This is a genomic window from Streptomyces sp. NPDC047706, assembly GCF_043204795.1.
Classification (GTDB): Bacteria; Actinomycetota; Actinomycetes; order Streptomycetales; family Streptomycetaceae; genus Streptomyces.
Genome location: NZ_JBIDCW010000012.1, coordinates 87,585 through 98,441, shown reverse-complemented (window position 1 = coordinate 98,441; position 10,857 = coordinate 87,585). Strand labels below are relative to the sequence as shown.

General features: G+C 71.2%; 13 protein-coding genes and 1 pseudogene. 8 read left to right on the top strand and 6 right to left on the bottom strand.

The window, feature by feature from the left end; all coding sequences use genetic code 11:
- The first annotated feature begins 44 nt into the window (after nucleotides 1-44).
- Both ACGF8A_RS16710 and ACGF8A_RS16705 read left to right on the top strand, forming a co-directional pair.
- Entirely contained in the window at nucleotides 45-890 is an 846-nt protein-coding gene (locus ACGF8A_RS16710; RefSeq protein WP_393108879.1) for a helix-turn-helix domain-containing protein, read from the top strand.
- Nucleotides 877-1,068, top strand: a complete 192-nt coding sequence (locus ACGF8A_RS16705) for a DUF397 domain-containing protein (protein ID WP_393108704.1) — start codon at nucleotides 877-879, stop codon at nucleotides 1,066-1,068. The genes ACGF8A_RS16710 and ACGF8A_RS16705 overlap by 14 nt, the downstream gene beginning before the upstream one ends.
- Nucleotides 1,069-1,104: 36 nt before the next feature.
- Here the strand turns inward: ACGF8A_RS16705 and ACGF8A_RS16700 are convergent, their stop codons facing one another.
- Together ACGF8A_RS16700 and ACGF8A_RS16695 are read right to left on the bottom strand one after the other, a co-directional pair.
- Complete coding sequence (locus ACGF8A_RS16700; RefSeq protein WP_393108702.1) at nucleotides 1,105-1,455, bottom strand: DUF6247 family protein; 351 nt, start codon at nucleotides 1,453-1,455, stop codon at nucleotides 1,105-1,107.
- 86 nt (nucleotides 1,456-1,541) lie between these two features.
- Nucleotides 1,542-2,513: a DMT family transporter gene (locus tag ACGF8A_RS16695; protein WP_393108700.1), complete on the bottom strand. Its 972-nt coding sequence runs from the start codon at nucleotides 2,511-2,513 to the stop codon at nucleotides 1,542-1,544.
- 202 nt (nucleotides 2,514-2,715) lie between these two features.
- On the opposite strand from ACGF8A_RS16695, the gene serC reads away from it, so the two are divergent.
- Nucleotides 2,716-3,834, top strand: a complete 1,119-nt coding sequence (gene serC / locus ACGF8A_RS16690) for a phosphoserine transaminase (protein WP_393108698.1) — start codon at nucleotides 2,716-2,718, stop codon at nucleotides 3,832-3,834.
- 83 nt (nucleotides 3,835-3,917) lie between these two features.
- On the opposite strand, the gene ACGF8A_RS16685 is transcribed toward serC, so the two are convergent.
- Nucleotides 3,918-4,739: an ABC transporter permease gene (locus tag ACGF8A_RS16685; RefSeq protein ID WP_393108696.1), complete on the bottom strand. Its 822-nt coding sequence runs from the start codon at nucleotides 4,737-4,739 to the stop codon at nucleotides 3,918-3,920.
- A complete protein-coding gene (locus ACGF8A_RS16680; protein ID WP_393108694.1) occupies nucleotides 4,736-5,701 on the bottom strand; it encodes an ATP-binding cassette domain-containing protein in 966 nt (321 codons plus the stop codon). Before ACGF8A_RS16680 ends, ACGF8A_RS16685 begins: the two co-directional genes overlap by 4 nt.
- A gap of 92 nt (nucleotides 5,702-5,793) precedes the next feature.
- Between ACGF8A_RS16680 and ACGF8A_RS16675 the strand changes: the two genes are divergently transcribed.
- Nucleotides 5,794-6,561: a TetR/AcrR family transcriptional regulator gene (locus tag ACGF8A_RS16675; RefSeq protein ID WP_393108692.1), complete on the top strand. Its 768-nt coding sequence runs from the start codon at nucleotides 5,794-5,796 to the stop codon at nucleotides 6,559-6,561.
- On the opposite strand, the gene ACGF8A_RS16670 is transcribed toward ACGF8A_RS16675, so the two are convergent.
- Nucleotides 6,558-7,538, bottom strand: coding sequence for a WD40 repeat domain-containing protein (locus ACGF8A_RS16670; protein WP_393108690.1), 981 nt, complete (start codon nucleotides 7,536-7,538; stop codon nucleotides 6,558-6,560). The genes ACGF8A_RS16675 and ACGF8A_RS16670 overlap by 4 nt on opposite strands.
- 87 nt (nucleotides 7,539-7,625) lie before the next feature.
- Here ACGF8A_RS16670 and ACGF8A_RS16665 point away from each other — a divergent pair, with 87 nt between their 5' ends.
- The 3 genes and pseudogenes from ACGF8A_RS16665 to ACGF8A_RS16655 all read left to right on the top strand — a co-directional run bounded on the left by ACGF8A_RS16665 (nucleotide 7,626) and on the right by ACGF8A_RS16655 (nucleotide 9,773).
- Entirely contained in the window at nucleotides 7,626-8,300 is a 675-nt protein-coding gene (locus ACGF8A_RS16665) for an SGNH/GDSL hydrolase family protein (RefSeq protein ID WP_393108688.1), read from the top strand.
- A 120-nt stretch (nucleotides 8,301-8,420) separates the two neighbouring features.
- A pseudogene (locus tag ACGF8A_RS16660) lies at nucleotides 8,421-8,723 on the top strand (Uma2 family endonuclease); the annotation flags it as partial.
- A 54-nt stretch (nucleotides 8,724-8,777) separates the two neighbouring features.
- A complete protein-coding gene (locus ACGF8A_RS16655; protein WP_393108686.1) occupies nucleotides 8,778-9,773 on the top strand; it encodes an aldo/keto reductase in 996 nt (331 codons plus the stop codon).
- Nucleotides 9,774-9,950: 177 nt separating this feature from the next.
- On the opposite strand, the gene thpR is transcribed toward ACGF8A_RS16655, so the two are convergent.
- Nucleotides 9,951-10,523 carry an RNA 2',3'-cyclic phosphodiesterase gene (gene thpR, locus ACGF8A_RS16650; RefSeq protein ID WP_393108684.1) on the bottom strand — a complete coding sequence of 191 codons (573 nt, stop codon included), beginning with the start codon at nucleotides 10,521-10,523 and terminating at the stop codon, nucleotides 9,951-9,953.
- A 103-nt stretch (nucleotides 10,524-10,626) separates the two neighbouring features.
- Here thpR and ACGF8A_RS16645 point away from each other — a divergent pair, with 103 nt between their 5' ends.
- Nucleotides 10,627-10,845 carry a hypothetical protein gene (locus tag ACGF8A_RS16645; RefSeq protein WP_393108682.1) on the top strand — a complete coding sequence of 73 codons (219 nt, stop codon included), beginning with the start codon at nucleotides 10,627-10,629 and terminating at the stop codon, nucleotides 10,843-10,845.
- Nucleotides 10,846-10,857: the final 12 nt, after the last annotated feature.

Sequence of the window (10,857 nt, the reverse complement as noted above, 5' to 3'; positions counted from 1 at the left end):
TTGCGCATCGCTTTGACTACTCTCCGTCATGGGAGGTGGTCGGATTGCGGAGCCGCGAACTGGACCCGGGCGCATCGCCGTTGGACTACTACGGCTACGAGCTGCGGCGCTGCCGGGAGGCGGCGGGACTGACACTGGCGCAGCTCGGCTCGATCGTGTTCTGCACCGGGTCGCTGATCGGGCAGATCGAGACGGCGGCGAAGGTCCCCCAACGGGATTTCTCCGAACGGGTGGACGCCGCGCTGGGGACGGACGGGTTGTTCTCGCGGCTGGTGGGGCTGGTACTGCGGAGCCAGTTGCCGGGGTGGTTCCAGCCGTATGCGGAGATGGAGGGGCGGGCTACATATATCTCGACGTACCAGTCGCAGGTGGTGTACGGGCTACTGCAGACGCAGGAGTACGCGCGCGCGGTGCTGGGCGCGCCCCAGCCGGCGACTCTAGGCGAGCTGGTCGCGGCTCGCATGGAACGGCAACGCGTCCTCCGGAAGGAGAAGCCGCCGCTGGTGTGGGTCGTGCTGGACGAAGCGGTGCTGAACCGGCCCATGGGCAGCCGGGAGGTTATGCGGGACCAGCTGGCGCACCTGCTGAGCTTTCGTGACCAACGACGTGTGAAGGTACAGGTGTTGCCCTTTTCGGCGGGGGAACACCCCGGGTTGCCCGGCGCCTTCAATCTGCTGCGCTTCGGCGACGACCCGGACATTGTGTACACCGAGGACTTCATCCAAGGCCACATGACGGCCAATCCGGACACTGTCAGCGAGGGCTGGCTCCACTACGATCAACTCCGAGCTGCCGCGCTCTCGGTACGGGACTCGGCACAGCTGATCGCCCACGTGATGGAGGAGCGCTATGGGGAGCAACCCGAACGTGACGCAAGTGCGGTGGCGTAAGTCATCCCACAGCAGCAGCAGCGGCGGCGACTGCGTCGAAGTCGCCGACCTCGGAGCCCACATAGCCGTCCGCGACTCCAAGCACCCCACCCACGGCACCCTCACCCTCGGCACGGACGCGTTCACCGCCTTCGTGGCAGCGGTCTCGCAGGTAGGTATCACAACGGGTCGGGCGTGACCTGCCAGATGGTGACGAGTTCCGCGCGCGGCGTGATCATGTAGAAGCCGCACCCCGATAGATTCCGGCGGCAACGCTCAGGTGCTCGCGGGCCTCTTGGTGCGAGCCCGCGAGTTGCGCGAGGTACTCGGCCCGGTGATATTCCTTCGCCGTCCCAGGGTGGCGTTCGATCTCGATCAGCGCGGACCAGTGCCGCAGGCAGGCGTGCACGGGGGCCAGAGAGCCATGCTCCACCGCCTCGGCGAGGGCCTTGTCCTTGGCCTGGTCGTACGCGGGCAGGAGCTGCGGGGCCACCACGGCACACGCCGCGCGGAGGGCGTCCGGCGTCCGCTCCGGGCGCGGGATCAGCCATCCGTCACCGGCTGTCTCGGTGTGCTGCACGCTCATGCTGACGTTCCCTTCGTGTCCCCGGCGCATCGCCGGTCACGAATCCGACTCTAGCCCCCGAGCCCCCCGGCGCGCCGCCCCGTGCGTCAGGAAGGTGTTGCCGTCAGTGGGCGTTTGCGGCGGCTCACCTGGGTGCGGACCGCGCCCATGCTCGCCGCGATGACCAGGGCGATGGCCGCGGCCTCCATGGCGGTCAGGGCCTGGTCCAGGACCAGGAAGCCGGCCGTCGCGGCGATGGCGGGCTCCAGGCTCATGAGGATGGCGAACGTGGGGGCGGGCAGGCGGCGCAGGGCGAGGAGTTCGAGGGTGTAGGGCAGGACGGAGGACAGCAGCGCGACGGCCGCGCCGAGCGCGAGGATCTCGGGGTCCAACAGCTTCGTGCCCGACTCCGCGACGCCCAGCGGCAGGAACAGCACCGCCGCCACCACCATGGCCAGCGCCAGCCCGTCGGCCTGCGGGAAACGGCGGCCCGTGCGCGCGCTGAAGAGGATGTACGCCGCCCACATGGCGCCCGCGCCCAACGCGAAGGCCGCGCCGACCGGGTCGAGAGTCTCGAAGTTGCCGCCGCCGAGCAGGAAGACGCCGGCCAGAGCGAGGCCCGCCCAGACGAGGTTGATCGCGCGGCGGGAGGCGATGACGGACAGGGCGAGCGGGCCGAGCACCTCCAGGGTGACCGCCGGGCCGAGCGGGATGCGGTCCACGGCCTGGTAGAAGAGGCCGTTCATCGCGCCCATGGTGATGCCGAAGACGACGACGGTGCCCCAGTCGGTGCGGGAGTGCCCGCGCAGTCGTGGCCAGCACACCAGCATCAGCACGAGCGCGGCCACCGCCAGTCGCAGGGTCACGATGCCGAGCGCGCCGGCCCGCGGCATCAGGGTGACCGCGAGGGCGCCGCCGAACTGCACCGACAGCCCGCCGGCCAGCACCAGGCCGACCGGGCCGAGGGAGCCTGTGAAGCGGCCGCCCTGTCCCCCCTTCACCGGCGAGGGCGCGCTCGCCGCGGTCGGCGCGGACGGGGTCGTCGCCGGGGACGAGGGGGTGGCGCTGGGCGTGCTCACGAGGGCCTTCCAAGGGACGGGGGACAAAGACGGGGAACGTTCACCTCGCTGTACTTACCAGTCCAGGGTAATGGACTTGGTCAGGCGTGTGAACCTGTTTTGCCGCTGACCACTGTGCCCTCCCCCACCGGCCCCGCGAAACGCCGTCTCACCCGACGGACGACGCTTCGACCACGTTTCCCCCAGCGGATAGTCTCGCCTCGTGGCTGAGATCCGGATTCCCTCTGACATCAAGCCCGCGGACGGTCGTTTCGGCGCGGGCCCCTCCAAGGTGCGGACGGAGGCGCTGGACGCCCTGGCCGCGACCGGCACGTCCCTCATGGGCACCTCCCACCGCCAGCCCCGGGTCAAGAACCTGGTCGGCTCGGTACGCGAGGGCATCCGCGAGCTGTTCCAGCTCCCCGACGGCTACGAGGTGATCCTCGGCAACGGCGGCTCGACGGCGTTCTGGGACATCGCGACGCACGGCCTGATCGAGAACAGGTCGCAGCACCTGTCCTTCGGCGAGTTCAGCTCCAAGTTCGCCAAGGCCGCCAAGCTCGCCCCCTGGCTGGCCGAGCCCGACGTCATCTCCGCCGACCCGGGCACGCACCCCCAGCCGGAGGCCGCCGCGGGCGTGGACGTCTACGCGTTCACCCACAACGAGACCTCGACCGGCGTCGCCATGCCCATCAAGCGGGTGGCCGGCGCCGACGAGGGCGCGCTGGTCCTCGTGGACGCGACGAGCGGCGCCGGCGGCCTGCCGGTCGACATCGCCGAGACGGACGTCTACTACTTCGCCCCGCAGAAGTCCTTCGCCTCCGACGGCGGACTGTGGATCGGCGTCTTCTCCCCCGCCGCGATCGAGCGCGCCGAGCGGATCCACGCGTCCGGCCGGCACGTGCCGGAGTTCTTCAGCCTGCCGACGGCGATCGACAACTCCCGCAAGAACCAGACGTACAACACCCCGGCGCTGGCCACCCTCTTCCTGCTCGACCAGCAGCTGAAGTGGCTCAACGGCCAGGGCGGCCTGGACTGGGCGGTGCGCCGCACGGCGACCTCCGCGCGCACGCTGTACGGCTGGGCCGAGGACATCAAGTACGCCAACCCCTTCGTCGCCGACCCGGCCAAGCGCTCGCAGGTCATCGGCACGATCGACTTCACCGACGAGGTGGACGCGGCGGCCGTCGCCAAGGTGCTGCGCGCCAACGGCATCGTCGACACCGAGCCGTACCGCAAGCTCGGCCGCAACCAGCTCCGTGTGGCGATGTTCCCGGCGATCGACCCGGCGGACATCGAGGCGCTGACGAAGTGCGTCGACCACGTGATCGAGCAGATGTAGTCCCGCAACGGCACGCCCGCGGCGGAACGAGGCAGGGCCCGGAACGTCACTCCGGGCCCTTTCTCGTTCTACGCTCCACGGCGTCAGCGGCTCAGCTTCTGGAAGCGGCGCACCGCCAGCGGCAGGAAGACCAGGGTCAGCACCACCGGCCACACCCCCGCCATCAGCAGCGCGTGCTGCTCGATCCAGGTCTCGCCCCCGCCGACCGGCGTCCCGAACAGCTCGCGGGTCGCCGCGGCCGTCGAGGAGATGGGGTTCCACGCGGCCACCCAGCCCAGCCAGTCCGGCATCAGCTGCGGGGCGACGAAGATGCTGGAGATCATCGTCAGCGGGAAGGCCACGGCGAACAGACCGCCGGCCGCCTCCGGGTTGGGCACCAGCAGGCCGAGCCACACGCCGATCCAGATCAGCGCGAACCGCAGCCACAGCAGCAGCCCGAACGCGGCGAGGAAGCCCAGGCCCCCGTCCGGCCGCCAGCCCATGGCGAACGCGGTCAGCATCATGATGGCCAACTCGGCGCAGGCGACGATCAGATCGGTCACCCCGCGCCCGGCGACCACGGCCGAGGAGGCCATCGGCATCGAGCGGAACCGGTCGATGACGCCCTTGGTGGCGTCGTACACCACCACCGTGGCGGTGTTGATGAAGCCGAACGCCATCGTCATCACGAACATGCCCGGCATCAGGAAGTCCTGGTAGTCCCCGCCGCCGGGCACCTTCATGGCGCTGCCGAAGACATAGCCGTACAGCAGGACGGACAGGATCGGGAAGCCGAGCTGCCAGGCGATGTTGACGGGCTGGCGCCGGTAGTGGGTCAGGCCCCGGCGGACGATGTTCCAGCAGTCGGCGAGCAGCCAGTACGTACGTCCCCGGGGGGCCGGTGCTGCCAGGTGTGCGGTGCTCACGCGACGGTCTCCTTCGCTTCCGTGCGGTGTCCGGTCAGGCGCAGGAACACGTCGTCGAGGCTCGGCCTGCGCAGCCCGATGTCCTCGACCCGGACCCCCTCGTCCTGGAGGGTGCGGGCGACGTCCGTCAGCGCGGTCACCCGGTCGGCGACGGCGGCGTGCACACGCAACTCGCTCTCGTCCGCCTCCGGTTCACCGTCCGAGACGCGGGCGACGACCTTCACCGCCCGTGCGATGTCCGCCCGCTCGGCGACCACGACCTCGATCCGGTCGCCGCCGATCCGGTTCTTTAGCCCGTCCGGGGTGTCGTCGGCGATCGCGCGCCCCTGGTCGATGACGGTGACGCGGGAGGCCAGCTTGTCGGCCTCCTCCAGATACTGGGTGGTCAGCAGCACGGTCGTGCCGCCCGCCACCAGCTCCCGCACCGACTCCCAGACCTCGCCGCGGCTGCGCGGGTCCAGTCCCGTCGTCGGCTCGTCGAGGAAGAGGACCGCGGGGGCCAGGATCATCGACGCGGCCAGGTCGAGGCGGCGCCGCATCCCACCGCTGTAGCCACCGACGCCCTTGTCGGCGGCGTCGGTCAGGTCGAACTGCTCCAGCAGCTCGGTGGCGCGCAGCTTCGCCCGCTTCCCGCCCAGATGGAACAGCCGGCCGAACATCTCCAGGTTCTGCCGGCCGGTGAGCACCTCGTCCACCGCCGCGTACTGCCCGGTGAGGCCGATACGGGCCCGCACCTCGCGCGCCTGCCGCGCCACGTCCAGCCCGGCCACGGTCGCCCGTCCGCCGTCCAGCCGCAGCAGCGTGGCCAGGATGCGCACGGCGGTGGTCTTGCCCGCGCCGTTCGGCCCGAGCAGGCCGTGCACGGTGCCCTCACGCACCGTCAGATCGAAGCCGTCCAGGGCGCGCTTCTCGCCGTAGCGCTTCTGCAGGCCCTCGGCCCGTACCGCGTATCCGTCACTCATGGGGTCCCCCTTCTCCTCGCAACCGGGTACACCGTACCCGATTACGCGTACGGTGTACCCGGTTTCTCTTCCCGGCACCTAGACTGAGCCGTATGACGAGCGGCAAGGACGGCACCCGCACCAGCGGCAGCGGCGACATCCGGCGGACCCTCGAACTGCTGTGGGACACCGGCCGGCGGCCCAGCCGCGGCCCCAAGCCGGGCCTGACGCTCGAGAGGATCGTGGAAGCCGCCGTCCGGGTCGCCGACGCGGAGGGCCTGGACGCGGTGTCGATGCGGCGCGTCGCGGCCGAACTCGGCACCGGCGCGATGTCGCTCTACCGCTACGTCCCCGGCAAGGGCGAGCTGCTCGACCTGATGCTGGACCGTGTGCAGCGCCCGTCCCCCGACCCGTCCGGCCTCGGCGACGGCTGGCGCGCCGCCCTGGAGGCCCTGGGCCGCGCCACCCTCGACCTCTACCGCCGCCACCCCTGGCTGCTGCACGTCAACCAGTCCCGCCCGATCCTCGGACCCGCCGCCATCGAGGGCATGGAGAGGGTCCTCACCCGCATCCGCCCGATGGGCCTGTCCGACCGCGAACTGGTCTCGGCGATCATCCTGGTCGACTCCTACGTCGTCGGCGCAGCCCGCACGCAGGTGCACCAGCAGGAGGCGGAGCGCCGGACGGGCCTGACGGACGCCGAGTTCTGGCAGGCGCAGGTGCCGGTGCTGGAGAAGGTGATGGCCAGCGGCCGCTACCCGGTCATGGCATCCCTCGACGAGGACACCTGGGGCCCCGACTTCGACCACTTCGAGTTCGGGCTCCAGCGCATCCTGGACGGCCTGGAGACGATCGTGGCCCAGCGGCAGGCGCCGGCCTAGCCTCTGCGCCGCAGCCGGCCCAGGCCGAGGATCAGGGCGCAGGCCACGACCAGCGCGACGGCCCCGGTGCCGACCGAGAGGCCGCCGTCCTCGCTCTTCCCGGCTGCCGAACCACTCTCCTCGGACGGCGACTTGCCGGAGCCGCCCGCCGGGGCACCGGGGGCGTCCATGGGCTCCACCGAGCTTCCCGCTCCCTCGTTGCCGAACATGACCTTCGTCCCGTCGGCGGTGTACGTCACCGACTCGCCCTGCCCCAGGGACGGCACGCCGAGCCGCCCGGTCCTCTTGATCCGGCCGTCGTTCCAGTCGTACACGAGTGAGCCGAAGTAGCTGCGCACGACGAGTCGTTCGCCGTCCGGGGAGAGCGCGGCGTCGGTGGCCTCCAGGTCGGGGACGGCGGCGACGGGCTCGAAGACGTTGGTGCCGGAGGAGGACAGCTCCGCCGGGCCCTCGTAGAGATGGCCGCCCGCCTCGTTCTTGTCGATGATGTACGCGCGTCCGGTCCGGGGATGCACGACGAGGGACTCGGCGTTCCGCGCCCCGTCGGCGTACTCGACCACGTACTGCGTGGCCCGGACGGTCTCGTCCCTCAGCTCCTCCGGCTCGGGGAGCCGGTAGATCCAGACGTGGTCCCAGGTGCCGCCGAGGTTGTCGCCGATGTCACCGACGTAGATCTGGTCGCCCGGCCCGATGGAGATGGCCTCCACGTCGCGCGGGCGGCCGACGCCGGTGAGCGTGAGGGTGGCGACGGTCTCGCCGGTCACGCCGTCCACGGCGTACAGATAGGCGCCGTCGTCGCTGTCGTTGTGGGTCCAGTAGATGCCGGGGTGCCGGCGGGAGGCGGCGAGGCCGCTGGACTCGGTGATGCGCGGGTCCTTGATGACGAACCCCTCGTCCCCGTCGGCGGCGGAGGCGGTCGGCACGGTGAGCGCGCCCGCGAGAAGGGCAGCGGCGAGGACGGTGAGTGATCGGCGCATGCCCCAAGACTGCCACCCCGACCGGCTTTTCACCGGCGTGGTCGGCCTCACACCCCGCCTGGGGCGCTGATCGTCCATCATGAGCGGATGCTCAGGTTCATGCCCGTCGGCGACTCCATGACCATCGGCAGCGCGGGCGAACACACCTGGCGCTACCGGATGTGGCGGCACCTGTGCGAAACGTACGGCGGTCCCTTCACCCTCGTCGGCCCGCGCGAGACGCTGTACGACAAGGCGGCCGAGGAGCCGGTGTCGTACGCCTACGCCGAACCGGACTTCCCGCGCCGCCACCTGGCCGGCTGGGGCGAGGGCTGGCTGCACATGGCACCGCTGATCGGCGGGGCGGTACGCGAGTGCCGGGCGGACGTGCTGCTGGTCTCCCTCGGCCTGATCGACCTGGGGTTCTACACCAACGCCGAGCAGACGGCGCAGAACGTCCGCGCCTTCGTCGCGGGCGCGCGCGAGGCCAACCCGCGCATCAGCGTCGTCGTGCTCCCCGTGATCCCGAACGTCCGCTGCGCGTCGGACGCGCCCTTCGCCGAGCAGGTCGCCGCCTTCAACGAGCTCCTCGCGAAGGCGGTCGCCGACCTGGACGAGCCCCGCTCGCCACTGCTGCCGGCGACGCCGCCGGCGTCGTACGACATCCACACGGACACCTACGACGGCACCCACCCGAACGCGAGCGGCGAGCACAAGATCGCTCAGGCGTTCGCGGAGGCGCTGTACCAGGGGTGGGGGCTGGGCGGGGACTACGAGGGCTGACCGGCGACGGCGCGCAGGCGCCGCACGAGGGCGTCGGCGCACCGGCGGGCCCCCTCGGGTGCCCCGCCCACCTCCTGCCCAGGTACTCGGCCCGTGCCCAGGCAAGCGCCGGGCGCTGCTCGGGACGACGCGGAACGCGACCCGGAGCGCGGCTGGCGCCACGAGGACGTCGAGTTCGTCGCCGAGGTCATCTCCCGCGGCACCGGGATGAACGACTACGGCCCGAAGAAGGCCGCGTACGCGGAGGCCGAGGTTCCCGTCTACCTCATCGCCGATCCCTACCAAGGGCGCTGCCACCTCTTCACCGACCCCAAGGACGGCGAGTACCGCACCGAGTCCCGGTTCGACTTCGGTGAGCGTATCGACCTGACCCACACCCTCCTCGATCTCACCCTGGACACGGCCAAGTTCCCCCGCGACTGACCCGGCCGCCGCACCGCTTGCCTTGAGCCCACTTCAAGACGTTGGCTGTGGACCATGAAGTACACGCAGCTCGGACGCACCGGACTCAAGGTCAGCCGTCTCGTCCTCGGCACGATGAACTTCGGCCCGCAGACCGACGAGGCCGACAGCCACGCGATCATGGACGCGGCGCTGGACGCGGGCATCAACTTCTTCGACACCGCCAACGTCTACGGCTGGGGCGAGAACAAGGGCCGTACCGAACGCATCATCGGCGACTGGTTCGCCAAGGGGAGCGACCGGCGGGACAAGGTCGTCCTCGCCACCAAGGTGTACGGCAACATGGCCGGCGACGGTTCCCCCGCCTGGCCCAACCACGACAAGCTCTCCGCGCTGAACATCCGCCGCGCCGTCGACGCCAGCCTCAAGCGCCTGCGGACCGACTACATCGACGTCTACCAGTTCCACCACATCGACCGCGCCACGCCCTTCGAGGAGATCTGGCAGGCCATCGACGTCCTGATCCAGCAGGGCAAGATCCTTTACGTCGGCTCCAGCAACTTCCCCGGCTACAAGATCGCCCAGGCGAACGAGACCGCCGCCCGCCGTGGCGGCACCATCGGCCTCGTCAGCGAGCAGTGCCTGTTCAACCTGTTCGAGCGCCGCGCCGAGATGGAGGTCATCCCGGCGGCGCAGGACTACGGCCTCGGCGTCATCCCGTGGTCGCCGCTGCACGGCGGGCTGCTGGGCGGTGTCCTGAAGAAGCAGGCCGAGGGCGGGCGCCGGGCCTCGGGCCGGGCCGCCGACACCCTGGCCGACACGGCGGCACGCAGGCGGATCCAGGCGTACGAGGACCTGCTCGACAAGCACGGAGTCGAACCCGGCGAGGCCGCCCTCGCCTGGCTGCTCACCCGCCCCGGCGTGACCGGCCCGATCGTCGGCCCGCGCACCGCCGGGCAGCTGGACTCCGCGCTGCGGGCGGTGGAGCTGGAGCTGCCCGAGGAGCTGCTGTCCGGCCTGGACGAGATCTTCCCGGGCCCGGGCCCGTCGCCGGAGGCGTTCGCCTGGTAGCCAAGGTCGCAGCTGGACGCCCCGAGGGGCGCGGGGAACTGCGCGAGCCACGGCCCCCGCCCCTCGGGAGGTGCCGCAGCGCTACCTGACGGCCGACGCCACGGCCACCACAGCGAACATCAGTACAAGCACACCGGCCATGATCCGGTTCCGGGTTTTCGGGTCCACGTACCGAGACTAACCGGCGCCGCCGAGCGGCCAGCGGGCGACCGCCTCGTAACGGGGCTGCTCGCCCGGCACCCCGGACCGGGGCAGGTGGCTGCGCACCAGCGCCAGCTCGGCCACGGTCCAGGTGCGGCTGGTGAACCCGGCCAGGGCGTCGAGGTACGGCCGTACGTTCCTGGCGTCCCGGCTGCGGGCCAGCGTGAGATGGGCCTTGTACCGCCGATGCTCCCCCATCTCCACCCCGGCCTTGCGCGCCGCCGCCTCCGCCCGCTCGGCCAGCAGCCGCAGCGTCGCGAGGTCGCCCTCGGCCCCGGCCCACAGGGCCCGTCCCTGCCCGAACTGGCCCCCGCCCCGCACGGCCAGCTCGAACTCCGGCGTCCGCTGCGCGGCCCGCTCCAGCCGGGCCGACAGCTCCGGCACGACGTCCTCGGCCACCTCTCCGTAGAACGCGAGCGTGAAGTGCCAGCCGGGCCTGCCGGTCCAGCGCAGCCCGTCGGCACCGGGCAGCCCCTGCAGAGCGGTCACTTCCGACGCCAGTTCGCGAGCGACGTCCTCGGGGGGCAGCACGGCGGCGAAAAGTCTCATGGGGCCAGTCTGCCCGCGCGCACCGGCGTGTCCCGATCACCGTGCGTATCGTTGTACCGCGCGGCTGCACTCGGGTGAGCGGCAGCCGGGGAGGAGCGCCACGATGACCGTCCTCGAAGAGAGGATCGAGATGGCACACGACGGCGGCGACGAGCTCACGCTCGACACCTTGTTCGAGTGGCTGGAAGAGATGCCCGTCCCCGAGGGATACCGGACCGAGGTCGTCGGGGGGTACGTCAGCTTCCCCTTCGGCGACGAGGTCGACCTGACCGGCACGGTGGTCGGCCTCGTCCTCAAGACCGACGAGTTCCCCCGCGACTGAACCCGGCCGCCC

What these genes read in the sequence shown, in the direction of transcription:
- ACGF8A_RS16700 (WP_393108702.1), bottom strand. Translation starts at nt 1,455, where the DNA reads ATGAGCGTGCAGCACACCGAGACAGCCGGTGACGGATGGCTGATCCCG.
- ACGF8A_RS16680 (WP_393108694.1), bottom strand. Translation starts at nt 5,701, where the DNA reads ATGAGTGACGGATACGCGGTACGGGCCGAGGGCCTGCAGAAGCGCTAC.
- ACGF8A_RS16675 (WP_393108692.1), top strand. Translation starts at nt 5,794, where the DNA reads ATGACGAGCGGCAAGGACGGCACCCGCACCAGCGGCAGCGGCGACATC.
- ACGF8A_RS16670 (WP_393108690.1), bottom strand. Translation starts at nt 7,538, where the DNA reads ATGCGCCGATCACTCACCGTCCTCGCCGCTGCCCTTCTCGCGGGCGCG.
- ACGF8A_RS16665 (WP_393108688.1), top strand. Translation starts at nt 7,626, where the DNA reads ATGCTCAGGTTCATGCCCGTCGGCGACTCCATGACCATCGGCAGCGCG.
- ACGF8A_RS16655 (WP_393108686.1), top strand. Translation starts at nt 8,778, where the DNA reads ATGAAGTACACGCAGCTCGGACGCACCGGACTCAAGGTCAGCCGTCTC.
- thpR (WP_393108684.1), bottom strand. Translation starts at nt 10,523, where the DNA reads ATGAGACTTTTCGCCGCCGTGCTGCCCCCCGAGGACGTCGCTCGCGAA.
- ACGF8A_RS16645 (WP_393108682.1), top strand. Translation starts at nt 10,627, where the DNA reads ATGACCGTCCTCGAAGAGAGGATCGAGATGGCACACGACGGCGGCGAC.